Origin of the sequence: Ruegeria arenilitoris, from assembly GCF_013030265.1 — a bacterium.
Lineage (GTDB): Bacteria > Pseudomonadota > Alphaproteobacteria > Rhodobacterales > Rhodobacteraceae > Ruegeria > Ruegeria arenilitoris_E.
Map to the genome: position 1 here is coordinate 92,671 of NZ_WPZQ01000009.1, position 26,036 is coordinate 118,706.

Consider the following 26,036-nt stretch of genomic DNA (forward strand, 5'->3'; position numbering starts at 1 on the left):
TTGATACTCTTTGGATGGGTTGATGCATAAATTCAAGCCTGCTTAAAGTTTGGCCAGACACTTTGACAAATCCTCAACGGAATCCCCAATCTCATTAAGGCGCGCGAATGACCTCTATTCTTACTTCTCTTGATGGAACCGCAGTAAGCCGATTTGCCTTTGGCACAATGCAATTTGGCGGCCGTGCCGATGCAGCGCAAAGCAACGCGATGTATGATGCATGCCGCACCGCAGGGATCACCCATTTTGATACGGCACATGTTTATACCGACGGCGTATCTGAGACGCTGTTGGGCAGTATGGTTGCCAATGAAAGAGAGGCGCTGCTGATTGCCACCAAAGCAGGCTACAGCGGTGGTGCAGGCGCTGAGAATATCGAGAAGCAGTTCGATATCTCGCGCAAACGGCTGGATCAGGACATGGTCGACCTGCTTTATCTTCATCGGTTCGATCCTGACACTGATCTTTCAGAAACCATGTCTTGTTTTGCCCGACTAAAGCAGGAGGGCAAAATCCGCTACGTTGGCCTGTCAAATTTCGCTGCGTGGCAGGTGATGAAAGCTGTTCGAGTTGCGGCCGAGTTTGATCTGACAATTGATGTGCTGCAGCCCATGTACAATCTGGTCAAGCGCCAGGCAGAGGTCGAAATCCTGCCGATGTGTGCCGATCAAGGTATCGCGGTCGCAGCCTATTCGCCCCTTGGGGGCGGTTTGCTGACCGGAAAATATGCAGCGGGTGGTCAAGGGCGGCTGGCCGAGGACAACAGATATGCGGCCCGATACGGGGCCGACTGGATGTCTGAAACTGCTGAAGCATTGCGCGATCTGGCAAGCGAGGTCGGCCAGGACCCCGCGACCTTGGCTGTTGCATGGGTTGCGGCGAGCCCATTTGAGCCAATGCCAATCATTTCGGCGAGAAATACTGAGCAACTCGCCCCATCTCTGGCCGCATTGACCTGGACAATGCCCAAGGAACTGTACGATCGGATCACAGCCCTCAGCCTTACTCCACCACCTGCAACCGACCGCTTAGAAGAGCAATCATGATTGATTTCCTAGTTATCGGGGGGGGCATCGCCGGCCTAAGTGCTGGCGCGCGCTTGTCAGCGCATGGATCAGTTACGGTGCTCGAGGCGGAAGACGCACTTGGGTACCATGCATCCGGACGCTCGGCTGCATTGTTCGAAGAAGGGTATGGTCCGCCATCGGTTGTTGAGCTGAACAAAGCCAGTGCAGAGTTCTTTTTCTCCGGCGACTATCTGACACCACGTGGTCTTATGCTGGTCGGAGGGAAAGATCAGAAAGATCAGTTCTCCGACGATGTGGCCAGTTTGCGAATGCGAGAAATCCCCCTTCAGGATGCCCTGTCGCGCATACCCATCCTGAATATGGAAACTGTAGGTTACGCTGCAATCAGCGAAGGCGCTTTTGACATCGATACTGATCGCGTACTGCAGGATTTTGCACGTACCATTCGCCACAATGGTGGTAGCGTTCTCACTCGTCAAAAGGTCATCGGCATCCAAAAAGATGAGCTGTGGCATGTAGAGGCTCAGCAGAGTTTTGAGGCCCGGAACATTGTCAATGCCGCTGGTGCGTGGGTCGACGAAATCGCGAACATGGCAGGCGTACCGCCGATTGGAATTATCCCCTGTCGCAGGTCAATGGCCCGTATACCCGCGCCCGGTGGGCTCGATGTCGGCGGTTGGCCAATGATGCTGGGTGTCGGGGAAACATGGTACGCCAAGCCGGATGCTGGAAAACTGTTGGTGTCCCCTGCCGAGGCGGAACCCGTCGCGCCACAAGATGCCTACGCGGATGATATGGTTCTGGCCGAAGGATTGGCCCGCTACGAAGAGATGGTCACAGAGCCCGTTACCCGGGTCGAGGTCAATTGGGCCGGCCTGCGCAGCTTTTCCCCGGACGGGACCTTGGTATTGGGGCCAGATCCTGTTGACCCATCTTTTATCTGGTCAGCAGGTCAGGGCGGATATGGCTTTCAAACAGCCCCTGCCGCCTCGAAACTAGTGGCTGATCTGACTATCGGAGCGGAACCCGATCTGCCCGCCCAGACAATTGCCGCGCTAAGCCCTGAAAGGTTGCGCCAATGATCAAACGACAGCTTCCACCCAACGCTAGTGTGGCAAACGAAGACACAGAAGGTCGGCTTGTCGCCCCAGCAGCAAGCCGCAATACCCAAGCAATTTGCGATTTGGTGCAACTTGTTGCACCACCTTCTGGCACCGCGTTGGAGCTCGCCAGTGGTACTGGCCAACATGTTGCAAGTTTTGCCCGGTGCTTGCCGGGCCTGCGGTGGCAACCCAGCGAAATCGACCCCCAACGCCGGGCTAGCATCGATGCCTATACCGCTGCTTTGCCGAATGTTTCGACCGCAGTGGAGCTGAATGCGACTGCGTTGGGATGGCATAGAGATTTTGGTAAAAAGGACCTGATCATTCTGATCAACCTTGTGCACCTTATCAGTCGGCCCGAGACTGAAACACTGATCGCCGAAGCCGCTCGGGCCCTTAATGTGGCTGGTCGCTTTGTTCTTTACGGGCCGTTTATGCGCTCTGGCGAGTTGACCAGCGACGGTGACAAACGGTTTCACGAAGCCCTCACTCAGCAAGACCCGGAAATCGGCTACAAAGATGACAGCGAAATTCTTGAGCTACTGCGAGCCAATGGCCTGAAACTGATCCAAATCACTGAAATGCCCGCCAACAATCTGGCATTCGTTTTTGAAATGCCGGGCATCTGATCGAGATCAAAGTCAGCTCGGTCACCCTAAAACATATTCCATTTACATTATGTTTTGAAAGGGCCGCAGAATGAACTGGCAGGATAAACTCTCGGACACACGCAAAGGGTTGCGCAATCTCAATGGCGCCATACCCGACACCGCACGTGCGTTTGGGGCGCTCGGCAAATCAGTCAAAGAAGGTGGAGCACTGGATTACAAAACCAAGGAGTTCATTGCTCTGGGCATGTCGATTGCCGTTCGCTGCGAGCCTTGCATTTCACTACACACTGAAGCGCTGATCAAAGCGGGGGCTGCACGCGATGAATTTTCGGATGTGCTGGCCATGGCCGTTCAAATGGGAGGTGGCCCGTCGATGATGTACGCTGCTAAGGCGCTGGAATGTTATGATGAATTGACCGCTTAGCAGGCTCTAAAAGAAAAGGCCCCGGACTTTTCCGGGGCCTTTGAATGATCAACCGTCCTTGCGGATGGTTTCGTTTTTCGGATCGTAGGGGCTGTCGCAGGTGACGACCGCGTCCCACAATTTATCCTGAATCTTGACTTGCAGCTTGGTGCCTTCGACCGCCATTTCGGGCTTCACATAACCCATGCCAATGGATTTCTCGAACGCCACCGAGTAGCCGCCCGAGGTCAAACGACCCACGCGCTCACCTTCCGGTGTGTACAGCGCCTCACGGCCCCACGGATCGGCATCGTCCGGTCCGTCGATCAGAAGGGTACAGCACTTCACGCGCACGCCGGTCTCTTCCAGCTTGGCCTTGCCGTAGAAGTCCTTGGACAGGTCGACAAAACGCGGCAGGTCGGCTTCCAGCGGTGTCGCGTCGCGGCCCAGTTCGGTACCGAAGGCGCGATAGGATTTCTCCTGACGCAGCCAGTTCTGGGCGCGAGCACCGACCAGCTTCATACCGTGCTTCTCACCGGCTTTCTCTAACAGGTCGAACAGATAGTTCTGCATCTCGATCGGGTGGTGCAGTTCCCAGCCCAACTCACCAGTATAGGCCACACGGATCGCGTTGACTGGGCACATGCCCAGTTCGATCTGACGGGCTGACAGCCACGGGAAGCGCTTGTTGGACAGTGCGGTTTCCGGATCGGCGTCTTTGATGACCTCTTTCAGAACGTCACGCGACTTGGGTCCGGCGATGGCAAAGACGCCCCACTGAGTGGTCACGTCCTGGATCTCGATGTAACCGAACTCCTCCATCTTGTCCTCGGCCGCCTTGCGCAGGTAGTCGGCGTCGTATTCGGTCCAGGCACCGGCAGAGACGATGTAGTAGTTGTTCTCGCCATTGCGGACGATGGTGTATTCGGTGCGGGTGGTGCCGTGCGAGGTCAGCGCGTAGGTCAGGTTGATGCGACCGACCTTGGGCAGCTTGTTGCAGGTAAACCAGTCCAGGAATGCGGTCGCACCGGGGCCTTTGACGACATGCTTGGTAAAGGCCGACGCATCGATCAGTCCAACGCCTTCGCGGATCGCCTTGGCCTCTTCGACGGCATATTGCCACCAGCCACCACGACGGAACGAACGGCTTTCCTTGTCAAAGTTGTCCGGAGCGTCCAGTGGTCCGAAGTAGTTCGGACGTTCCCAACCGTTGACCCAGCCGAACTGTGCGCCACGCGCTTTCTGACGGTCATAAGCCGGAACGGTACGCAGCGGACGGCAAGCTTCACGCTCTTCGTCCGGATGGTGCAGGATGTAGACGTGCTCATAGCATTCTTCGTTCTTGCGGGCCGCGAACTCGGTGGTCATCCAGTTGCTGCTGTAGCGCTTGGGGTCCAGCGACGCCATGTCGATCTCAGCTTCGCCATCGACCATCATCTGAGCCAGATAGTAGCCGGTGCCGCCTGCAGCGGTGATCCCGAACGAAAAGCCTTCGGCCAGCCACATATTGCGCAGACCGGGTGCGGGGCCAACCAGCGGGTTGCCGTCGGGGGTGTAGCAGATCGGGCCGTTGAAATCGTCTTTCAGACCAGACTCGGCGCAGGACGGCACGCGTTCGGCCATCGCCATGTACTGATCCGCGATCCGGTCCAGGTCCAGCGGGAACAGGTCAGCGCGGAAGCTGTCCGGCACACCGTGTTCGAACTGCGCCGGTGCGCCATGTTCGTAGATGCCCAGAATCCAGCCGCCGCGTTCTTCACGCGCATAGGATTCGTTGTCAGCATCGCGGACAACAGGGTGTTCGGGGTTACCAGCTTCGCGCCATTTGACCAGCTCAGGGTCTTTGTCCATGACGATGAAAGTGTGTTCGACCGGGATCGCGGGCATTTTGATACCCAGCATTTTGGCGGTGCGCTGTGCGTGGTTGCCCGATGCGGTCACGACATGCTCAGCAGTGATTACCACCTGCTCATCTGACGGAACGAGGTTGCCGCCCTTCTCGACCATCTTGGTGCAGGTGACTTCCCAGTGGGTGCCATTCCAATGGAACGCATCGGCCTGCATCTTGCGCACAATATCAACGCCGCGCTGACGGGCCCCTTTGGCCATCGCCTGCGTCACGTCGGCAGGGTTAATATAGCCGTCCTCGGTGTGGTAGATCGCGCCCTTCAGGTCCGATGTCTCGATCAGCGGCCAGCGTTCCTTGATCTGCTCAGGCGTCAGCCATTCATAGGCAACGTCGCAAGTCTCGGCGGTGGAGGCATAGAGCATGTACTCGTCCATACGCTCTTGCGTCTGCGCCATCCGCAGGTTGCCAACGACGGCGAAACCCGCGTTCAGACCAGTTTCTTCCTCGAGCGTCTTGTAGAAATCGACCGAGTATTTGTGGATGTGGGTCGTCGCATAGGACATGTTGAACAACGGCAACAGGCCTGCCGCGTGCCAGGTCGAGCCCGAGGTCAGCTCGTCCCGCTCGATCAGCATCACATCGTCCCAGCCAGCCTTGGCCAGATGATACGCAATCGAGGTTCCGACGGCGCCACCGCCAACGACAAGTGCTTTGACTTGGGTTTTCATTTGCCCGCTCTCCGGATTGAGTCTGTTTGGCAAGGTTTATGCCCAAGGACAGGCTTCAGCGCCATGTCCAGCCGACGCAAAAAAGATCAAAACCGACCTGAGGCTATCTCTATTGCGCCACCTTGCCCGATCGCCGGGCGGCTGCCAAAAGCAGAAGCGGTGCAGTCGAAGCTACAGAATCTTCCCGGGGTTCATTATATTGTTGGGGTCCAGAGCTGCTTTGATGGCAACCATGTAGTCAGTGGCTGCTCCCAGCTCTTTGACCAGGTAGGGGCGTTTGCCCTGACCGATACCGTGCTCGCCTGTGCAGGTGCCTTCCATCGAAATGGCCAGATCGTTTAGCCAGCCGACGAACTGGTCAGCCTTGGCAACCTCATCCGCGTTATCCATGTCGATCAGCAGCAAAGTATGAAAATTGCCATCCCCCACATGCCCGACAATTGGTGCAAGCAAACCAAGCTCTTCTGCCTTATCCTGCGCGGCGGTCACGCATTCTGCCAGTCGTGAGATCGGAACACAGACATCCGTGGAAATTCCGCGGGCGCCCGGGCGCAGTTGTAAGCAGGCCCAGTACATGTCGTGACGCGCCTGCCAAAGTTTGTTGCGTTCCTCAGTGGTCGTGGTTGAGGCGAAATCTGTACCGCCAAACTCCTCTGCAATTTGACCAAAGGTTGCAGCTTGTTCAGCGGCGCCCGTCTCAGACCCATGAAACTCGAGCAGCAATAACGGGGTTTCAGGCAGATTCAGACCGGAATATGCATTCGCTGCCCGGACAGACATTTCGTCAAGCAGTTCAATTCTCGCGACCGGAATACCGTATTGGATCGTCATCATCACCGCCTGACAGGCGGTATCAACGGTTGAGAATGAACAACGGGCCGAACTGATCGCCTCTGGAATGCCCTGCAGACGCAAAGTGATTTCAGTGATGACCCCAAGCGTACCTTCGGCCCCGATCAGAAGCCGGGTCAGGTCGTATCCTGCCGATGACTTCTTGGCCCTTTGACCTGTCCGTATGATTTGCCCATCCGGCATGACAGCTTCCAGGCTAAGGATGTTGTCTTTCATCGTTCCATAGCGCACCGCATTGGTGCCTGATGCCCGGGTCGCAGCCATTCCACCCAGCGATGCATTCGCTCCGGGATCAATGGGGAAAAACAAGCCCTGATCACGCAAATGCGTATTCAGATCTTCGCGCGTTACGCCGGGCTGGACGACACAATCAAGATCGCTGGCGTTGACGGCCAGCACCTTGTTCATTTGGCTTAAATCAATCGATACGCCACCCGCGGGCGCATTAACATGCCCCTCCAGCGACGTACCTGTCCCGAATGGAATGACCGGCACCTTATGCGCGGCACAGGTTTTGACGATTTCAGAAACCTCTTCGGTCGAGCGCGGAAACACCACCGCATCCGGGCTTTGATTTTCGATCCATGTTGTGGTGTGGCCATGCTGCTCCCGGATGGCTGCACCGGTTTGCAAGCGATCCCCGAACCTTTGCTTCAGAATACCAACGGCCGTTTCAATTCCCGACTCGTTGCGTGGCATAGCAGTGGCTTGCACCATGACATCCTCCCCTACCCGAACTTACGGGCCATTCAGCACATGACTAAAAGGCCCGCATGGATGGGGCAATACCCACAAATCCGGATGTTTTATTCGCCCAACGCGATACCTTCGCGCCTGTGGTCAGCGGCCCCTTTCAGTCCATCTGAGATCTCAATAGCGTGAAGGCCCGAGGTCAGTTCGCGTGCGTTGACCTCGAAACCCAGTTCAGCCAGCACATCTGAATAACCTTCGGCCGCAGTTCCCGCTTCGACATCGTAAGTTCCGAAACGATTCACCAGATGTGGGTGCGACAAGGCCTGCTGGACATTCATATCCCAATCCGCCCAGGCGATGATCGACTTGGCGACATAGCCAATTATGCGGCTGCCACCCGGCGATCCAATGGCCAACACTGGTGCATCATCCTTCATCACAATGGTCGGGCTCATCGAAGACCTTGGGCGCTTGCCCGGCTCCAACCGGTTCGCAATTGGAACACCGTCTCTATGTGACTTGAACGAAAAATCGGTCAGTTCGTTGTTCAGCAGAAAACCGTTGGTCATGAGCCGTGAGCCAAATCCGTTTTCGATCGTCGTCGTCATTGAAAGGACGTTGCCATAGGAATCCACGATGGAGATGTGCGAGGTTGATGGCAGCTCCAACGAGATATCATCGGCCCAGTTCGACGCATGGTCGAATTCAGGGTTTCCCGGGGCAACCTCGGATAACGCCGCGTTGTCCTTCAACAATGTGGCCCGCTCTGCCAGATACTCCGAATCCACTAACCCTTCTGTCGGCATGGGAACAAAATCACTGTCAGCCATGTATCTACCACGATCGGCAAAGGCGAGACGAGAGGCATCTCCGATCAGGCGCCAAGCCTCATGACTGTCTGGACCCATCGCGGACAAGTCATAGTTGTTGAGCATCCCAAGTATCTGTCCAACAGTCAGGGCACCTGACGAAGGGGGGCCCATGCCACAGACATCAAACTCTCGGTATTCGGCGCAAACGGGCTCGCGTTCGATGACCTGATAAAGCGCCAAATCGACACCAGAAAGCACTCCGGGATTTCCCGGTGCGTTTCGCACAGTGCTTACGATGTCAGACGCGATGTCTCCACCATAGAAACCAGCACTGCCTTCGGCAGCCAAAGTTCGAAGGGTCTCGGCGTAAGCCGGGTTCATCAGGCGCTGCCCCTGCGAGATGGGTTCGCCGCCGGGCAAGAAATACTCAGCGGTCACCGGAAAACGTGACAGGCGCTCGGCATCGTTCTCGACCAGACTTGCCAAACGTGGTGAAACAAGGAAGCCCTCATCCGCTAGCCGAATGCCATCATCGAACAGCGAAGGCCAAGGGCTGCGTCCCCATTGGCGATGCGCCGTTTCCATCAAGGCAGGTGTGCCGGGCGTGCCGACCGAGAGCCCGCCAACCACGGCGTCAAAAAATTTCAGCGGCTCACCGTTTTCGTCCTGAAACAAGGTCGGAGTCGCCGCCAGCGGGGCGGTTTCACGCCCATCCAGCGTCGTCAGCTCACCACTCGCAGCGTCATACCAGACCAGAAATGCGCCACCCCCAAGACCCGAGGATTGTGGTTCCACCAGCCCCAACACGACCTGTACCGCAACCATTGCATCTGCTGCGGTGCCACCTGCGCGCAATACCTTTGCCCCGGCTTCGACGGCCAATGGGTTCGCCGCTGCAACCATCCAGTTCTCGGATGTAACTGGTTCACCAGCAGCCTTTGCCTCGAGCGCGGCAATCACTTCTTTGGTCAGGGCCTGAACCTGTCCTTCGGACGCACCTTCGGGCGCAACGGCATCAGCAGTTTCCTGAGCGATTGCAGGTGCGGAAATTACCGCCGCTGAGAGGAGTAGAAATGAAAGTCGACTGAAACGCATGATTTCCTCCAATTCAATGTTTGCTTTCAACAGTGTATGCCCCGGCAAAGCGTCACAACCATAAGATGCAAGGCGCGCGAGCGAAGGCAAATTTCCGCCACATGAAAAAACCAGACCTCATCGTTGAACGAGACCGGGCGAAAAATTCATATCATCGAAGGCACAACCTGATCCGGTGGTCGGTGGCCATCTTCGAAGGTTTTAATATTGATGATGACCTTCTCACCCATCTCAATCCGCCCTTCCAACGTGGCCGAACCCATATGAGGCAGCAGCACGACATTTGGCAGCTGGCGCAGACGTGGGTTCACATTGGTCCCATGCTCGTAGACGTCCAGCCCTGCTCCGGCGATCTCACCCGCGCGGATCATGCGCGTCAGGGCGTTTTCATCCACCACTTCGCCGCGTGACGTATTCACAATGACAGCCGACGGCTTCATCAGCTTGAGCCTGCGTGCGTTCATCAAATGAAAGGTTGATGGCGTAGATGGGCAATTGACTGAGATCACATCCATTCGTGCGACCATCTGATCGAGACTGTCCCAGTAGGTCGCTTCCAGCTCTTCCTCAACCTCGGGGCGCAATCTGCGACGATTGTGGTAATGCACCTGCATGCCAAAAGCCTTGGCACGGCGAGCCACAGCCTGCCCGATCCTTCCCATGCCCAAAATCCCCAGACGACGACCGCCAATTCTGCCGCCAAGCAGAGCAGTAGGCGCCCATCCGGACCAGTCGCCCTTTTGCATGACACCAAGACCTTCGGGAATGCGGCGCGTCACGGCCAAGATCAACGCCATTGTCATATCAGCAGTATCGTCGGTCAAAACACCCGGGGTGTTCGAAACCAAAATCCCACGTTGGCGCGCAGTTGCGACATCGATATTGTCCACCCCTGCCCCGTAGTTGGCGATCAGCCGCAGGTTTTCACCCGCCTGCCCCAGCAAGCCACCATCGATCGTATCGGTCACTGTCGGAACCAGCACATCCGCTTCCTGCACGGCAGAGACGAGCTCTTCTCGGGTCATGGGGGTGTCATTATCCCGCAACCGAACATCAAAAAGTTCGCTCAGGCGGGTTTCCACCGCTTCCGGCAACCGTCGCGTAACGACAACACTCAGACGTTCTCTTGGCACCTCAGCCCTCCTACTGCTTTGCAAACAGTCGCGCGCCATGGCATCGTGGCGCAGGAACAGGCGGGGCACAAGAACCCCACGTGCATTGACGCAACCTTTTTTCGAAACACAATAAACAGGCATAAGAGCAGGCCAGCAGTGAGTGCTATTTTTTCGGTGAAACGCCAAGGTTTGGCGGCCCTGACCGCATTTATTGTCGCGTTCGGCACATTTGCCGCCAACGCGGAAGAAAAGCGTGGTCCTGTCACCAATCTGCCTTTGCCACGGTTCGTCTCGATGAAAGCCGCAGAAGGCAACGTGCGTCGGGGGCCGTCACTGACCCACAGAATCGATTGGGTTTTCAAACGGCGCGGAATGCCTCTACAGATCACGGCCGAATATGGGAACTGGCGTAAGGTTCAGGACCGTGATGGCGCAGGGGGGTGGGTTCACTATGCGCTGCTGTCCGGCGTCCGCACCGTTCTGATCGAATCCGACATGCTGCCTGTCTATGCCAGCCCGGATACGAAATCCCAGATCAACGCCCATTTCGAGACCGGAGTTGTGGCACGCCTTGGAACCTGTTCAATCGATTGGTGCCGGGTTTCTGCGGGTGGCTATCGCGGCTGGACGCTAAAGGCCAACCTTTGGGGCGTTGATGCGGCTGAAATCCGCGAATGAGGGCGGCGCCTTTGTGACGCCGCCATTTCCGTCGCTATTCTTCGCTGCCGCGCTTTCCCAATTCCTGATCAAGCAAAAGCAGATTCCAACGATCACCATTGGCCGCCTTCACCCGGTCGAGGATTGACGTGAACAGATCTTCTTCTTCGATTTGCTCGGCAAGGAACCAGTTCAGCATGTTCTGAGTGCTGTATTCCTTGACCTCATGCGCCAGTTCAAACAGCGCGTTGATCTGACCGGTCACGGTTATTTCATTCGCCAGCGCATGTTCTAATGCTTCAACCGGAGACGCGTAGTCGGTTTGTGGCTTGGAAATCCCATCCAGTTCGATGCGTCCGCCCCGCTTTGCGATGAAGTCAAAAATCCGCATTGCGTGCTCGCCCTCTTCGGCGGAATGCCCTCTGAACCATTGGGCGAAACCGGGCAAGTCCTGCGCCTCGAAATAGGCTGCCATTGCGAGGTAAGTGTAAGATGCATGAAGCTCGTTGTTGATTTGAATATTCAGCGCTTCTGCGACTTTCGCATTCATTTTCATCTGCCGCTCCTACATGACAGGTTATCGCCTACAAATCAGCTAGGCATTCCGAACATTAAACACAACAGCAGGAGTGTGTTTTATTGTTATTTTACATAATATTACACTCAAACCGATGCAACTGAAAAGCACTCGCAGCTGGGTCGCTCACCGCGTTCTTCGAATAAAATCGCAGGTGAGTTCAGCCAGCTCCGGACCGACATCTTCCTGAAGAAAATGTCCGGCGTTCGGCAATACAACATGTGGCTGTCCTTCAGCCCCCGGGCACAGTTTTTGAAACACCTGGTCAATTCCAGCCATTATCTTGTCATCTGCACCAAATGCCGTCAGGATCGGCGTTTGCAAAGATCGAATGACGCTCCAGGCCTGTCGGTTCGGTTCGGCCGAAGGATCATCCGGCCGATCAGGAACCAACATGGGAAACTGCCGTGCACCAGCTTTGTAGGTATCGTCAGGAAATGGTGCATCATATGCAGCAACCTCTGCATCCGTCAGTTTTGATACTGTGCCACCAAACACGATCCGCCCTGCGCGAAAATCCGGTACATCCTGACTGAACTGGCGCCATGCGGCAAAAGCCTCTCCCAAAGGCTGATCGCCGATTGGTAATGCTGTGTTCGCAACAACCACACGCGCAAATCGTTCTGGCATCTCAGCCCACAAGCGCAGCCCGATCAGGCCGCCCCAATCCTGACAAACCAGAGTTATGCCCTGCAGATCCAGTTTGCGCAGCACCTCGCCCATCCAGAACACGTGGCGCTCATAGGTATAGTCGCTGCGCTGTGTGGGCTTGTCCGACTTACCGAAACCAACCAAATCCGGGGCAATCACGCGATGACCATCGCTCACGATATGAGGGACCATGTGGCGATATAGATAGGACCAGCTGGGCTCTCCATGCATGAGCAGAACCGGGGCAGCCTCATCAGACCCTTCATCCAGATAATGCACCCTCAAACTGCCACCTTCGGTGTCATCAATTTGAATGTAGTTCGGGGCAAAATCGTAATCGGGCAAACCTGCAAAGCATTCATCTGGTGTGCGCAGCGTTTTCATAATTTTCCCTCCATGATAGCGCAAAGACTAGCATCCAATTGTTCTGACAGTAGAGTGAACGTCACGACACAAGGGATGAGGAATTCATGAAAGCCGTCACATACACCGCATTTGGCCCGGCAGCAGACGTCCTGAACGTTCAGGAGATTGAGGCTCGTCCTCCGGCCCCCGGTGAAGTGACCGTTGATCTTGCATACTCCGGTGTGAACCCCTCGGACGTCAAAGCCCGTGCTGGTGCGCGACCGGGCGTCACCAAGCCTCCTTTTCCGGTTGTTGTCCCTCATAGCGACGGCTCCGGCATAATCTCAGCGGTTGGTGACGGCGTCGACAACTCTCGCATCGGGCAGCGCGTCTGGATCTGGAATGGTCAGTGGCAACGTGCATTCGGAACCGCAGCCACACAAATCACATTGCCTGCTGAACAGGTGGTCGATCTACCCGACCCGGTCTCGCTACAAACAGGTGCGATACTTGGAATCCCGGGGCTGACTGCCAGTCACACAGTGTTTTCAGGAGGTGAAATCGAAGGACAGACCCTACTAATCCACGGCGGCGCAGGCACCGTCGGCTTTCTCGCCGTCCAACTGGCGAAATGGGGCGGCGCACGAGTCATCTCGACCGCCAGTCCGCGCAATTTCGATCGGGTCAAAGATGCCGGTGCGGATATCGTACTTGACTACAATGCGCCGGACCTACCCGAGCAAATCATTGCTGCGAATAACAGTCAGCTGGTCAATCGAATCGTCGATGTCGAATTTGGCCAGAATGTTGAAACCAACACAGCGGTCGTTGCCGAAAACGGGCGGATCAATGCCTTTGGTTCAGCTCAGGATATGTCCCCTACTCTGCCCTTCTATCCCCTGATGTTCAAATCAGTAACGCTGGAAATGGTACTGGTATACTTGTTGACTTCTGAAGTTCGCGCGGCAGCCGCTCTAAGACTGAACAAAGCACTCGCCGCCAATGCACTGCATTGTCCTATTCAGGGTGTATATTCTTTAGAGGATTGCGCCCTGGCTCATCAGGCGGTCGAAGCTGGAAAACGCTCTGGGGCGGTACTGATCGAGACAATCTGAACCGTCCTAAAAATAATTTCAGATCACCACACTTTTTTACAGGAAAGCTCTTGCACCCCTCAGACAACAATCGTAGATAGCCGCTCACCGATGGGGTGTAGCCAAGTGGTAAGGCAGCGGTTTTTGGTACCGTGTATCGTAGGTTCGAATCCTACCACCCCAGCCATGATTCTCCCTAAAATCACGAACTGAATATTTGGCCGCCTATTAGCGCGTGTTTTCAGCAGGTTATCATCCGACTATTCCAGCTGAGACCCGAGTTTACGCGCAACAATGGTCGATTTCGGGCTGCAGTCTCAGTTCGCGGTTCCGGCGGTACGAGTTTGGCGACTTTGGGAGAGTCTGTAGATCAGAGCGCAGCGAACTGCTGGTGCTGATCTGACCAGATAGCCGGGAAGCCGGACTTGATCAGGTAATCCGTGGTCAGACCGTCAGGCTGATCGCCTGCAGCGATGGCCTCCAGAACATCAGGCGCCAGCATTGCCAGATCGACGACATCCTGCACCCGGCGTTTAGAGGTGCCTTCCGATTCAGCAATTTCTGAGAACGTTCTGCCATCAATGATCATCGCCAAACATTGGCGTGCCTTGATGATGTTGCGGACAAGTGTCTGATCGATCTCAGGCGGTGCATCGCCCAGATGCAGTTTCAGCTCCACACCTCTGCGGCGCATCCGGAATGGCGCTTCGATCGTTAGTTCCCCGGCATCGACCTGGTCCGCTCTGCACTCGATCATCCGGGCCAGTGCCTGGAGATCCAGTTGCACCCTCAGAGAGCCCTGTCCCAAATCTGCCCGCGCAATCAGGCCGAGGCATTTCCTGACGGACTGGCAATCTCTGAGAAGCTCCGTTGCTGAAACAATTTCGGCCGCTGACATATCCTGTGCCATTGAAACCACCGCATTCGGTCGGCTCAGATGTTGTCTGACCACTTCGGCCAGAAGGTTTTCAAGCTGTTCTGCCGGCAGTCGCCACGCATCAGGATGCTTCTGACTGCGATCAGCGACCAGCCGTCCGGAGATGTAGTATCGCAAACGCTTGCCGTTCTTCCGGCTATGGCTGGGCGTCAGCCGATCTCCAATTTCATCAAAAAGCTTTCCAGCCAACAGGGATCGCGTAGCTTTCTGCTTTACGCCACGCTCCCTGGCCGCTCTATCTGTCAACAGCCGTTGCACGTGGCTCCAGATTTCCGGGTCGATGATGGCAGAGTGCTGCCCCTCAAAGACCTGACCCTTGTGTCGGATACGGCCAGCATAGATCGGATTGCTGAGCAAATGATGGATGTGCCCGCGATCAAAGAACTTACCGCCTGTCACGCGTCCGCCCGGGCGCTCCCGGCGGCGCGAACGGAGACCCAGCGCCTCTGCCCGCTCTTTCACATCCAGAATGCTCTGATGCTCCAGATAGAGATCGTAGAGTGCCCTTATTTTTGCCGATTCCTCTTCGTCGATTTTCAGCGTCCGGCCGTCAGCCTGATATCCAAGCGGAACATTCCCGCCCATCCACAGGCCCTTGCGTTTAGAGGCTGCAATTTTATCCCGGATACGCTCAGCGGTGACTTCCCGTTCGAACTGGGCGAAGCTGAGCAGCACGTTGAGGGTCAGGCGCCCCATGCTGGTAGACGTATTGAAGGACTGGGTAACGGACACAAACGATGCGTCGGCTGCGTCGAGACGTTCGACCAGTTTCGCGAAGTCTGCCAGCGAGCGCGTCAGTCGGTCGATCTTGTAGACAACAATCTGATCCACGCGTTTCTCGTCAACATCCTGCATCAGCCGCTGCAGCGCCGGGCGGTCGAGTTGACCGCCCGAGATACCACCGTCATCATAGTAATTCGGCAACAACTCCCAGCCCTCATGCTTCTGACTGGAGATGTAGGCTTCACAGGCCTCCCGCTGGGCATCGAGTGAGTTGAAATCCTGCTCCAACCCCTCCTCCGAGCTTTTCCTCGTGTAGATGGCGCAGCGGATACGTCGCATCACTGAACCCCGAAGAAGCGCGGACCTGACCAGTGTGCCCCGGTGATGTGCTTTGCGATGGCTGACAGGGAGCGCCACGTTTTGCCGTCCATGACGAACCCGCGATCAACCACTTCAACCTGATAGGTGCGTCCGTTCCATTCTCGCACCAGATGTGATCCCGGCTTCAAAGCGGGAGGCGGTATTTTGCCCAACGCGATTTGCTGCAGTCGACGCTCTGTTTTCACAGACAACCCTCCCAATTCCCGGTTCTGCAGTTCCCGGATCAGTACTCGTTTCATGAATTGTGGGGACAGGTATTTTGGGGACGGCCGACCGAACACTTCCCGCCATCGATCAAGACAGCCGGGGCGATCCAGTTGTTCAATGTCACAGAATACCTTCACAAGGTCACGATCCGCGCGCGTAGCATCCATGGCGATTACACTCTCTTCACAATCCGGTAGACCGTACCTTCGTCAGATCCTGATCGCTCAACAGTATGTCCCGCCTTGCGCATCATCGAAATCGCCGCACGCGCGGAATGCGGTTGCCAGCCAAACGCCTTCTGAATCTGCGCAATCGTGGCACCAGACTTGCGGGACAGCAGTTTCTGTAACTGTTGCTGACGCGTCAGGTTGTTTCGGGCAGGTTTGGAGGGCGATGTTTTGATTTCTGTATCAGATGAAGTTGTCATTGATATCTCCACTTGGCGGACACAGGTTGATCCTGTGCCCTGTACTGAGTGGAGCCCGGCTGTTCCGGGCGAATCTTGACCGCCGTCAGTACCGCTTCCGAACAACCCAAAGTCCAGTTGTTTATGGTAAAATGGGCGCGAAGGAGCCATTCGCTGCAGTTGCGAGCTAGCGATGTGACTGGGGTCGGAGCCGACATTCAGAACACCTCACTCAACTTCCTGCTGCAAGGCTGCAACAACGAATCCGAGCCCATTTGTAGATACCGGCTGTTATTCTAAAGAGTTCAGCACGTCTTCAGGACGCACTCATTCGCCGCCTCTAAAATAGCTGGTGTCTAGATGCTCGCGCAGGTAGAGTCCCCTCAACTACCCCAATTGACTGTATTTTTGCCAATTGAAATAAGTTTTTTACCTGAGAGGCTACGTTGCCACTAAATGAGACCCGCCAGATATTAGCTCTCGAATACGACCATCTTGAGGAACTGATAAAGAAGTGGATCGTTCGACTCATTGAAAATGGGGACGAATATGTTGGGTTCGATCGGCCCACAGCGTCCGCTGACCAAGGCAGGGATTCTGTCGGTTTCCTTACGGATTCCCGATACGATGGCGCATGGGATAACTATCAAGCCAAGCAACTCAAGAAACCACTTTCACTGGGGGAGTTCTTTTCGGAGCTTGGAAAGGTATTCTATTACGCGTCAGAAGAACGCTACACTCTGCCTCGACGGTATATTTTTGTGGCGCCAAATTCGGCCGAAGGGCCTGTCCTCAGTTTAATTGACAGACCCTCAACTATCGGTGCCGCTTTATTAGAAAACTGGGACGCTCATTGTAAGAAAAAGATTACAAAATCAGGTGCGCCGCTTACTTCCAAAATTTGCCAACTGATTGACGGCTTTAATTTTGATAACGTCGAGCTATGGAAGTGCAGCACAATTATTGAACAGCCGCAAATGCGCGGTCTGATGGTCGAGCTTCTCGATCTTGATCCCGGAGCCGCTCCGACAGTGCGGGAAAGCGATATACCGTCGACGCCAGGGGATGATGAGATTGCATACCTTAGTCAGTTAGTTGGTGTTTTTGCATCTCATCGTGGCATCGATTTCGCCGACCACAATGCTGTTATGGCCGATCCTGACTATGGACCCAAAATCACCCGTGCCCGCCGCCAATTCCTAGAACGCAAGGCGTTTCGGTTGCATTTCCGAGACAACATTGATGTAGCTCTTCTCGACCAAGTAGATACAGACGTATTTGATGGGGTCTACGATCACTATTGCTCGCATGAAGAAGGAGAGCTTTTTAGGCGTCTTCTCGGCGTGATGGAAAAGGCTGCATCGGTTGAAGTAACCGGCCCACTAGGGAAGCATCGTCGAGTAACACCCAGTGTAAAGCAGGGTACTTGCCACCACTTTGCTTCCGATGGAAAACAGCTCATGCGATGGGATCGATGACCTTGGACATTCAGCCCGAGTTATTTAACACGCCACTTGAAGCGGGGATGCGCGCAGTCATCGTCCTGGACGCGTTTGCTCCCCACGCTTTCGATCTCAAGAATTTGTCGTTGCTCGACTTCTATGTAGTCCATGTCGGCGATATTGAAGCAGACACACAAGGACCTGAAAGCCTACATCCGCCTGTTGAAGCTAGAAAAGGTGAATTTTTTGTCCGAAGACGTCTAGTTGAAGAAGGGCTTGCGCTAATGGAGCGCGCATTCCTTCTCGACAAAGTCGCAGATGAAAATGGATTGACGTTTCGTGCAAGAAATGTGGCCGCCGCGATGGTTGACTTGATGGAAAGCCCCTACAATCTTCGCTTGCGGGAAGCATCGCATTGGATCGCCCAATGTGCCGAAAAGGAAGGCCATGACGCTTTTTTCGCACGCCTTGAGAGTGGAGTCGGTCGCTGGTCTCACGAAGTAGCTGGTGAGGTTCCATCATGAGTACAGCACCAGCCAGAATGCGCATCAACCGTTTGACCTATAGAGGTCCTGAGCGCAAACCTGTGATTGTCGAGTTCGGCGACGGCCTAAACATCGTTTGGGGAGCTTCGAACCACGGCAAGTCTTTCATGCTTCAGACTATCGATTTCATGCTGGGCAAGCGCGACCCCCTTGATATGCTCGGCGAAGGCAGTGGCCTAGATCAGTGCATGTTGTGGCTCACATTTTCCGATGGTTCGAAACTAACATTGCAACGCGCTGTCGCTGGTGGTGCAATTGAGACAGCTGCTGGCCATTTGGACGAGATTGTCTCTGGCGCAAACGAATACCAGAAACTGAATGCAAAACACGATGAGAGAAAAGCCAATTTCTCGACTTTTCTATTGGACCGCTTTGGCTTTCGGCGTGCCAAACTGCTCAAAAATGAAAGAGCAAACAAGTCGAGTTTTTCGCTGCGACTGCTGTTTCGCTATGCATACATTAACGAAGATCAAATTTTCAGCAAAGCCAGTGTCGCTATCAGTGAAGGACGACAGCCAACGGCCGAAGATAAAAGCCTCTTAAAATTTCTGGTTACTGGTGTGGATGGGTCCGCAGTTGCCGAGGTTCCAACAGGTGGTGAACTCAAGGCCGCAAAGAATGCAAAGCTTGAGGTGCTTCAAGAATTACTTTCCGAAACACAATCTCGCATCGACGGTTCTTGGACCGATGAAGAGCTTGAAAAAGAAATGGACGCCGCCGAAGCGGAACGGGACGGCGCTGAAGCGCTTGTTCGCGAGCATCAGGAGGCAATTGACGCCGCTCGCGCTAGCCTTGTGTCCTCAAGCAACCAAGTTCGCGAAACTGAGGCGAATGCGGCGGACCTTCGTGCGATGGTCGTTCGGTTCAACGAGTTGCGTAGCACGCTCGTGTCTGACACTGCTCGGCTTGCAGGGCTTGAAGAAGGCGGCTTCTTGCTTAGAAAATTCTCTGTGATGAATTGTCCTTTGTGCGGCGCTGATCCAGAATATCATCACCATGATCACGAACTTGGAATGCTCGAGGCCCAACAATCAGCTGCAGAGGTAGAGATCAAAAAAATCACTGCCGAACTAAGTGAGTTGGATACGGCGATTGCTCGCGCGAACCTGGAGGTCTCTGAATACGAGAATGAAATAGCGAAGTTGCGGCCTACCGTAGAGACGAAGCGTGCGACCTTCCGCGAATTACAAGGTGATGATCGTGGTGTTCGGGCGCGTTTCGTCGAAGCAACCGAAACACTTCGTTCACTCCAGCGAGAATTTGATCGTCGCGTGCAAGCCGACCGGTTGGAAGGTCGGATCGAGAAGCTCAACGAGACAAAGGTTCCAGGTCGGCCCAAAGCAGAAGACGCGGACCCTAGTCTATCCACCACCGAAGCCCATGAAATTGCCAAGGTTGTCAAACGGGTATTAGTCGCTTGGGGCTATCCCGGCGTCGATACGGTCATTTTTGACCTCAAAGCCCATGACCTGATTATTGATGGGAAAGAGCGGAAACAAAATGGCAAGGGGGTACGGGCGATTTTGCATTCTGCGTTCAAAGTAGCGATTCTTATCTACTGTCATGAACAGGGGAGACCTCACCCCGGATTCCTCCTGCTGGATACGCCACTACGAGCGTATCGAGAACCTGAAAAATCAGATACACCCGAGGACCGCGAAGGTGACGCTGAGCTGGTGAAGGCTGGAATCGCTGATCGGTTCTATGCCCACCTCAACGAACTTCGAGAAGTCGGACAGTTTATTGTGGTAGAAAATAACGACCCACCGAATGATCTCGCCTCAACCATAAAGCAAATTCACTATGATGGTGGGCAGGGACTTCTCTGATGTGCATGCATTCGATGCCGGTGGAACAGGAGCCAGCCACTTCATCTACTAAGGACCGCTTGACCAATTCCAGTAGAGATCATATCTGTTACTTGGCCTTCACGCAGGCCGGTGTGCCCGCCATGCAAAGCTAGGCAGCGTTATTCAGCTTTGAATTGACACACTGCGCATTCTGCGCGGGATGATTAGCAGCGGGCACCTAGTCAGATCCTATTGGAGATGACACATGACAGACCATCAAATGAAGAAGTTAAGAACGTTGGGAAAGCGGTATGCGCGAGCAACCGCTATGGCGCACACTGAAGCCTTGAACGCCCTAGCTATGGAGCTTGGATTCGTTCACTGGAAAGCACTAACCGATGCAGCGAAGGAAGATTGGTATCCGAGTGATGAGGACCTTGCTCGGGCCGAAGAATTTGTGCGCCAAGCGGGTGCCAAGACGGATGTAAACGCCCCACACGGCGACACCTCGTACATCGACGAACCAGCACCAGAAGAGGGTGAGCTCTCCGGTCACCAATACCGGATTGGAGCCTACCTTGGGGACGTTGTCGTCTCTGGAAAGGGGTGGGACCTACGCATTCCGGAAGCTCCGTTCAAAGCTCCTATCGTTGAGATTGACGAGCGCTATGCAGAAACGAGCCCGATCAAAGATCCTAACTTTCTGGCCCAACTCCTCGATATCGCAAAAGAGCGCAGCACACGCATACGGGCGCAGATGGCGGTGGATTGGCCTCGACGTTCAACAAAAGCCGATCTTGACGGTGTAGCGCGCCATCCACTGCGAGGTGGAGAAGCATCCACCTGGTATTGTCACAGCTGCGATGGACAGATTACCGGTCCACAAGTGGCTATGAATTATTGGCACTGCCCTAACTGTGGCACGCACCCTCTCAATATCCACGCAGAGCCTTTTGACGATCAGTTTCCTGGGGAGCCAGTGCTGACGCCAGATACGGCACTACGCGAAAGCCTTGAGGTGCGGATTGTAGAGCCCAAGCTTACTCTGCACTTGAATGAAGCAGCCGTCTCAACACTGATCCGATGTGCGCTCCTTGAAGACGCATCGTCAGTCAACGAACGGCTAGCTGCAATGCGAGCTGAAATCAGCCTCATAGATGGAGAAGAGGTCTGGATCACATTTGACGAGACGCTGTGGCCGAAAGACAAGGAGCCAACGGCAGCGTTGGCGGTTGCAACAAAGCTCGGTCTAGAAGTTGAGCAAGACCTTTCCTTGTTCGCAGAACCTTTTGCTTGGCCTGACATAGGCTGCATGATGTCAGATACTGCAGAGTTCACTGAAACACTGATGAAAGCCTACGAGGAGCACGGTGTGATCAAGCGGTGATGCTCTTTGCGCTGCACGAGCTGAGTGGTCAGTGATACAAAATTGCCCGCTCAACTCAAGCAGCAATGTCTGGCGTCTGCTTTCGGAAAGCTGCGCTGCGGCGCACGCTTCGGCAATCAAGGTCGGCTTCGGGCCGACCCTATACCCTATTCAGGCGTTCGACTCCGACCAGCTCGCAGATCTCATCTATGCAGCGGTCAAGATCCTTATAGATTTCAGACCCTGTAAAGCGTAGTACATTCCAGCCCTGACCAAAGAGCCAACGATCGCGTTTTGCATCGTGGGTCCGTTGGAACTTTGTTTTGTGGTACTCATGCCCGTCCAGTTCGATCGCTATTCGTTTATCCGGAATTGCAAAATCCAGTCGATACTTTCCAACAGGATGTTGCGGGTAGAGGTGCAAGTCCAAGAAGGCGAGCTCGTAGAACATTTTCTCCAACGGGGAATTATCAAAGAGGCCTGAAGAAAAACTGTGACGAATTGACGGGTCTCGGTTCAGCATCTTCGAGATAATTTCTTCTCCCTCAAAGACGGGCAGAACCAACTCCCCTTCCGAAGAAGCCCTTGCGGCGGTTGTGTCAACCGCTGGAATGTATCGGCCCGGCCTCTCGGAATAAAACATGTCAACGATCCTGCATCCCACGCACGGGCAGTGCGGTGCTGCTCGACATCCTTTCGAAATCACGCGCCCTTCTACCGTCGGCGAAACATAGGTATGTGTAAACGTTCCGTCGGCTTCGTTCTTGATAAGTAGCACCGCATCCGGAACTCTGAAGATTTCATCCAGTTTTTCTTTGTTTAATGTCCCTTTGTAGTCCTTGTAGAGTTCACGCTTGAGAGACAAAAGGAAGACTTCACCCTCATCGGTAAATGGGTAAGCGACCAAGTTTTCGCCTACGGGCTGTGCCTGTTCCATCTCCAGTATTGGGAACTCTTCTTCATCGTACAAAATCGACGCGGAGAACAATGTGCAGCCAATGCAAGTGCATTCTGAAACAGAGCAGTCCTTTGTGAGGACAAAATCACCGAGAGTTTCGGAAATAATCACAAAAATCCTTCTGGCGTCCTCAGTGTAGACGACGGCGTAGTGGTCAGGAACCAAGTTTTCTCCAATGCATCATAAACACTTACCTCAAGTTGCGAACTAGCAAAAAGGAACACTTAAACCGGCTTTGCCCCGGCACTGTATTTACCCGCTTTACTAGAGTTTTTGCACGTGCAGCGATTGACTGCAATTGAAGGGGCACCGAAGCAGTCGGTAGTCCCGTTGGACGGCAGCTTTGGGCCGCGAGCTCTATAGTTCTGGCTGGCAGTTTTCAGAAGCTTGTGCTGCAGCGCGGTCTAGATTTGAAACGAATCTAGTTGCGAGCGTATTCGGGTCATGCGTCTGATAAGAAGTATAATTGAGCGCTCGAATCCCTAGTTTAAGGACGGTGTAGGTGTCGCAACTTTTGACCTCAGTTCCAATAAAAGAACCAATAGAAGACCGCCCGCACAATGCAATAAACGGTAGTGACGCCGAGTCGTTTGCACTAGTTCGTGTACTTGCGGCGTGCAGAGGAGAAGGTCAGTGGGGGTCGCGAGAAGATGACAACGCGAAAATTGACCTACTCTTCTCGCTCACTCATCCCTGGAATTCCGGTGAGAGAATAATGGTCTTGTCACAAGTTAAATCTGGGGAAAGCTACGGAGCACAACTGACATCCGGTGGCTTCAAACTCAAAGCAAGCGCCAAGAAGAGCGCAAAAAGGACGAGCCACGCAATTTGCCTGATCTGGGTTAACCGAGAGACAAGTCAGGTGTTTTGGGCATACGTTCACCCTAATTCAAACTCATCCACCCAAGTATACGGATCACATCACCGCGTTACTCCTGCTATGACGTTTGATTTGGCACGATGCACTTCGAAACATGTAGTGGGTGGCATCGGTGGCAATGGAGTAACTGTTTCATCTTCTGACAAAGGTTTTCAGAATGGCAGGAGAAAAGCGCACCAGATTTACAAAGCAATCAATTCGGTGGAAAGCCCGCTGCTTGGAGAGGTTCAAATCACTAGATTTGGCTGGCGGCACATGTTTCGACGTAGCCGTTCAACAAAGTACAAGGCCTCCAGTGTGGATATAGTACCCTTCTTGAAAGTACTGTTGAAACAACACCCATCAAGCAACATGGTAACCTCAACGACCTACCAAATCGACAATATGTTCGAATATCGCAAATGCGAGTATTTGCTGAAGTATGAGAAAACGTCTGTATTCCGCCGCGATACTCAACAAACCGAACCAATCACCTCATACATTAAGGTCGTTGAGGAAATCCGTTACCCCAAGAACTGGGTGGATATGGCTATGATATCACAGCTGGTTAAGCGCCGCGTCGTTCTAAAGTCGGCATATTTCAAAGCTGGATGAAACGGTGGAGGGTGTCAGTGCTCGTGCTGCCACTTTGTCGGCCTTCGCCACTACAGCACCTGCACGACAGGTGCGAGATTGTTTTCGCACTGGGCAAAATTGCACTGCTTTTCACCCTACCACCTATCATCAGTTTAAACCGCTGTAGACGAGATTACAATCTGAGCTTCTTCCTCGTGCCACAAGAGCCACTTTCTCCATCAACGACCGCTTTGGGGTAGCTATACCGCAGAATCCAATGCCGCGTTTTACGTCCGGTTTGGGCCGGAGTTCACGTGTTGACTAGTAACCGCAGGATCGCGGCCTCAGACACAGGCCTGCCGACCAGCCTAAATCGTGAAAGGTGCGGGAGCCCAACAACAATCCGCCCGTCCGGCGACCGAAACCGGCGAAGTTTGATGTTGCCCCAACCTGCGCGCATTTCACAATCCGGCGAAGCCTTTAAAAGAGCTGCGGCCACCTTCGTTGCTTCCGTCGAACACGTCAGCACCAGACGAACCTTTGTGCGTGCCAATGGCTCTCGCCAAAATTCCAACCCGGCATCCAGAGAACGTCGCTTCTGATCGGTGCTGAGATCACCCCATGCGCCGCTCCGAAACGGAGCGACGACACCGGTGATTACTTCATGTGGTGCAACACCAATCAAAGCGCAGAGCTTCAGGAACTGATCTGTGAGCGGCGATTTCGTTGTTTCGTGCTCAACTTCATACGAGTTTCCGCGCTCATCTGACACCACACGCATCTCTGCCCTTTCTGGAGCCCTGCCAGGGTTGAGCGACAAAAAGGCTACTTGCCCTGTTTTAAGGGTCGACCATGGGCAATAAAGCGGTTTAAAGCCCTCGGTCAGGCCCAGGCTGACTTCGAGCCGTCTCAGCTCCTGATCCCATTCATCTCTTGTGCGTCCAGCGTTGAGAGCTTCTAGTGAACCCGTCATAGCAACACATCTCCGGATCCACGGTTCTGAACCAGATCGAGAAAGTCAGTGACACTCAGCAACCAGGGTTGCTGGTCTGCGTGATACGTCCCGTGCAGCCCGTACGGCAAAACAAGGCGCAGGTTCTGAGCCTGCATTTCAGTTGTCTGCGCGCGGGAAATCGCGGGCTCAAGCGTCAACAGGTGTTTTTCAGAAATCCGGTTGGCTTCAGCCAGAACCTGGCGCCATCGGTCTTTGCAGGTTGTTTTCACTCCAAGCATAGTGAGACCACTTACCGGATAGCTGGTGTTTGCGTATTCCTCTTCGCCCGGAAACAGGAAGTCAGCAGCATTGCGTTTTTCAGTTGTGGCTTCACGTTTGTAGCGCAGGTTGTGAGCCTGAAGGATTGCCTCTGTATGATGACCGAAGGCATATCCGGCTCGTGACTTGCGGCGGTTCTGAACCCCAAGCGAGAACTTTAAAAAGCCCTCCACATCCGCACCGCTGTCATCGAAAAACCCTGTCTTTAACCGATCCGCGACGATCTCGCGTTCCATAAAACGGAACAACGCTTCTTCATGCTCCATCCACGACAGCAGGGCCTCATCAGGAGATCCGACGGGATCAACACCGGACAGGCTGTCACGCGCGAATTTCGAGAATTTCGCAGTCGATGGGAAAGCCAGACCAAACTTGCGAACGAGCCGTTCGAAGGCTGGCGGTTCGACGCCCTCAGGCTCAATCCCCAACACATCCAGAATGACCCGTGCAGCAAAATCGACATCCCTGCCCCCTTCACTGCCAATGTCCCGCTGGCTGAGCTCATAATCCCCGGTGAGAGCCAGTCCAAACAACCACAGGAGTTGCTGCTCAATTGAACTGCCAGCAGGACAGAGAATAGCCAATACGTGGCGCTGAGCAGTCATGCAGAGAAACAGGGTGTCTCCGGCAGACGCGCGATAAACAACCGATTCCGAAGCCGCCGGGTAGTACAACCTGTACTCCGCTGTCCGATGTGGTTGCCGCTTCCGGCTGTTGTACCAGGAGCCGGTCAGGCTCAGTCTGATGGGATCATCCTCGCAGTCGTCGATCCAGGTATATGTGACCGGAATCTTTTCCCGGTCTGCCGGAGTTCCGACAAATGCCCGGAATACATCAACACCCTGGAACTCGTGGCCATGGGAGACTTTGGGATCAACTTCCGTACCGCGCAGGACTTTTGCACCGGCACCAACAAAATACTTCGACAGAAAACCGTGTCCGGACAAATACTGCTCCCTG

General features: G+C 54.4%; 23 protein-coding genes and 1 tRNA gene. 12 read left to right on the forward strand and 12 right to left on the reverse strand.

Features of this window, described 5'->3' with window-relative positions:
- Positions 1-107: 107 nt before the first annotated feature.
- The 4 genes from GOX61_RS16525 (at position 108) to GOX61_RS16540 (ending at position 3,166) form a co-directional block, all read left to right on the forward strand.
- On the forward strand, positions 108-1,046 hold the full coding sequence (locus GOX61_RS16525; RefSeq protein WP_170335463.1) for an aldo/keto reductase: 939 nt from the start codon (positions 108-110) through the stop codon (positions 1,044-1,046).
- Positions 1,043-2,110, forward strand: coding sequence for an NAD(P)/FAD-dependent oxidoreductase (locus GOX61_RS16530; protein WP_170335465.1), 1,068 nt, complete (start codon positions 1,043-1,045; stop codon positions 2,108-2,110). Before GOX61_RS16525 ends, GOX61_RS16530 begins: the two co-directional genes overlap by 4 nt.
- Positions 2,107-2,760: a DUF938 domain-containing protein gene (locus GOX61_RS16535; RefSeq protein ID WP_170335467.1), complete on the forward strand. Its 654-nt coding sequence runs from the start codon at positions 2,107-2,109 to the stop codon at positions 2,758-2,760. Before GOX61_RS16530 ends, GOX61_RS16535 begins: the two co-directional genes overlap by 4 nt.
- Before the next feature lie 70 nt (positions 2,761-2,830).
- The gene (locus GOX61_RS16540) at positions 2,831-3,166 is read left to right on the forward strand and encodes a carboxymuconolactone decarboxylase family protein (protein WP_155148054.1); all 336 of its coding nucleotides are present in this window, start codon (positions 2,831-2,833) and stop codon (positions 3,164-3,166) included.
- A gap of 48 nt (positions 3,167-3,214) precedes the next feature.
- Here GOX61_RS16540 and GOX61_RS16545 read toward each other — a convergent pair whose 3' ends face one another.
- The 4 genes from GOX61_RS16545 to GOX61_RS16560 all read right to left on the reverse strand — a co-directional run bounded on the left by GOX61_RS16545 (position 3,215) and on the right by GOX61_RS16560 (position 10,307).
- Positions 3,215-5,722, reverse strand: a complete 2,508-nt coding sequence (locus GOX61_RS16545; RefSeq protein ID WP_170335469.1) for a GcvT family protein — start codon at positions 5,720-5,722, stop codon at positions 3,215-3,217.
- Positions 5,723-5,893: 171 nt separating this feature from the next.
- The gene (locus tag GOX61_RS16550; RefSeq protein ID WP_170335471.1) at positions 5,894-7,291 is read right to left on the reverse strand and encodes an FAD-binding oxidoreductase; all 1,398 of its coding nucleotides are present in this window, start codon (positions 7,289-7,291) and stop codon (positions 5,894-5,896) included.
- A gap of 89 nt (positions 7,292-7,380) precedes the next feature.
- Positions 7,381-9,174 (reverse strand): gamma-glutamyltransferase, encoded by a 1,794-nt coding sequence (ggt, locus tag GOX61_RS16555; protein ID WP_170335473.1) that lies wholly within the window; start codon positions 9,172-9,174, stop codon positions 7,381-7,383.
- A gap of 146 nt (positions 9,175-9,320) precedes the next feature.
- On the reverse strand, positions 9,321-10,307 hold the full coding sequence (locus tag GOX61_RS16560; RefSeq protein ID WP_170335475.1) for a 2-hydroxyacid dehydrogenase: 987 nt from the start codon (positions 10,305-10,307) through the stop codon (positions 9,321-9,323).
- Positions 10,308-10,445: 138 nt separating this feature from the next.
- Here GOX61_RS16560 and GOX61_RS16565 point away from each other — a divergent pair, with 138 nt between their 5' ends.
- Positions 10,446-10,967 (forward strand): SH3 domain-containing protein, encoded by a 522-nt coding sequence (locus tag GOX61_RS16565; protein WP_209016277.1) that lies wholly within the window; start codon positions 10,446-10,448, stop codon positions 10,965-10,967.
- Positions 10,968-11,001: 34 nt separating this feature from the next.
- Here GOX61_RS16565 and GOX61_RS16570 read toward each other — a convergent pair whose 3' ends face one another.
- Both GOX61_RS16570 and GOX61_RS16575 read right to left on the reverse strand, forming a co-directional pair.
- Positions 11,002-11,502 (reverse strand): ferritin, encoded by a 501-nt coding sequence (locus GOX61_RS16570; RefSeq protein ID WP_155148046.1) that lies wholly within the window; start codon positions 11,500-11,502, stop codon positions 11,002-11,004.
- Between the two features lie 147 nt (positions 11,503-11,649).
- Positions 11,650-12,558 (reverse strand): haloalkane dehalogenase, encoded by a 909-nt coding sequence (locus tag GOX61_RS16575; RefSeq protein WP_170335477.1) that lies wholly within the window; start codon positions 12,556-12,558, stop codon positions 11,650-11,652.
- Between the two features lie 86 nt (positions 12,559-12,644).
- On the opposite strand from GOX61_RS16575, the gene GOX61_RS16580 reads away from it, so the two are divergent.
- Together GOX61_RS16580 and GOX61_RS16585 are read left to right on the forward strand one after the other, a co-directional pair.
- Positions 12,645-13,634: an NADPH:quinone reductase gene (locus tag GOX61_RS16580; RefSeq protein ID WP_170335479.1), complete on the forward strand. Its 990-nt coding sequence runs from the start codon at positions 12,645-12,647 to the stop codon at positions 13,632-13,634.
- Between the two features lie 91 nt (positions 13,635-13,725).
- Positions 13,726-13,800, forward strand: a tRNA-Gln gene (locus GOX61_RS16585).
- A gap of 183 nt (positions 13,801-13,983) precedes the next feature.
- On the opposite strand, the gene GOX61_RS16590 is transcribed toward GOX61_RS16585, so the two are convergent.
- From GOX61_RS16590 to GOX61_RS16600, 3 genes are read right to left on the reverse strand one after another with little or no spacing between them, the layout of a single operon-like run.
- Positions 13,984-15,612: a recombinase family protein gene (locus tag GOX61_RS16590; RefSeq protein ID WP_170335481.1), complete on the reverse strand. Its 1,629-nt coding sequence runs from the start codon at positions 15,610-15,612 to the stop codon at positions 13,984-13,986.
- The gene (locus tag GOX61_RS16595; RefSeq protein WP_170335483.1) at positions 15,612-16,028 is read right to left on the reverse strand and encodes a DUF2924 domain-containing protein; all 417 of its coding nucleotides are present in this window, start codon (positions 16,026-16,028) and stop codon (positions 15,612-15,614) included. Before GOX61_RS16595 ends, GOX61_RS16590 begins: the two co-directional genes overlap by 1 nt.
- 5 nt (positions 16,029-16,033) lie before the next feature.
- Positions 16,034-16,288: a DUF3489 domain-containing protein gene (locus GOX61_RS16600; RefSeq protein WP_170335485.1), complete on the reverse strand. Its 255-nt coding sequence runs from the start codon at positions 16,286-16,288 to the stop codon at positions 16,034-16,036.
- A gap of 425 nt (positions 16,289-16,713) precedes the next feature.
- Here GOX61_RS16600 and GOX61_RS16605 point away from each other — a divergent pair, with 425 nt between their 5' ends.
- The 4 genes from GOX61_RS16605 (at position 16,714) to GOX61_RS16620 (ending at position 21,431) form a co-directional block, all read left to right on the forward strand.
- A complete protein-coding gene (locus GOX61_RS16605) occupies positions 16,714-17,745 on the forward strand; it encodes an ABC-three component system protein (protein ID WP_170335487.1) in 1,032 nt (343 codons plus the stop codon).
- Complete coding sequence (locus GOX61_RS16610; RefSeq protein ID WP_217353897.1) at positions 17,733-18,233, forward strand: ABC-three component system middle component 2; 501 nt, start codon at positions 17,733-17,735, stop codon at positions 18,231-18,233. Before GOX61_RS16605 ends, GOX61_RS16610 begins: the two co-directional genes overlap by 13 nt.
- The gene (locus GOX61_RS16615; RefSeq protein ID WP_170335491.1) at positions 18,230-20,083 is read left to right on the forward strand and encodes a hypothetical protein; all 1,854 of its coding nucleotides are present in this window, start codon (positions 18,230-18,232) and stop codon (positions 20,081-20,083) included. Before GOX61_RS16610 ends, GOX61_RS16615 begins: the two co-directional genes overlap by 4 nt.
- 226 nt (positions 20,084-20,309) lie before the next feature.
- On the forward strand, positions 20,310-21,431 hold the full coding sequence (locus tag GOX61_RS16620; protein ID WP_170335493.1) for a hypothetical protein: 1,122 nt from the start codon (positions 20,310-20,312) through the stop codon (positions 21,429-21,431).
- A gap of 139 nt (positions 21,432-21,570) precedes the next feature.
- Here the strand turns inward: GOX61_RS16620 and GOX61_RS16625 are convergent, their stop codons facing one another.
- Complete coding sequence (locus GOX61_RS16625) at positions 21,571-22,533, reverse strand: endonuclease domain-containing protein (protein WP_170335495.1); 963 nt, start codon at positions 22,531-22,533, stop codon at positions 21,571-21,573.
- A gap of 337 nt (positions 22,534-22,870) precedes the next feature.
- Here GOX61_RS16625 and GOX61_RS16630 point away from each other — a divergent pair, with 337 nt between their 5' ends.
- Positions 22,871-23,842: a hypothetical protein gene (locus tag GOX61_RS16630; protein WP_170335497.1), complete on the forward strand. Its 972-nt coding sequence runs from the start codon at positions 22,871-22,873 to the stop codon at positions 23,840-23,842.
- Positions 23,843-24,113: 271 nt separating this feature from the next.
- Here the strand turns inward: GOX61_RS16630 and GOX61_RS16635 are convergent, their stop codons facing one another.
- Together GOX61_RS16635 and GOX61_RS16640 are read right to left on the reverse strand one after the other, a co-directional pair.
- Positions 24,114-24,776 (reverse strand): hypothetical protein, encoded by a 663-nt coding sequence (locus GOX61_RS16635; RefSeq protein WP_170335499.1) that lies wholly within the window; start codon positions 24,774-24,776, stop codon positions 24,114-24,116.
- Positions 24,773-26,023: a type II restriction endonuclease gene (locus GOX61_RS16640; protein ID WP_170335500.1), complete on the reverse strand. Its 1,251-nt coding sequence runs from the start codon at positions 26,021-26,023 to the stop codon at positions 24,773-24,775. The genes GOX61_RS16635 and GOX61_RS16640 overlap by 4 nt, the downstream gene beginning before the upstream one ends.
- Positions 26,024-26,036 lie beyond the last annotated feature (13 nt).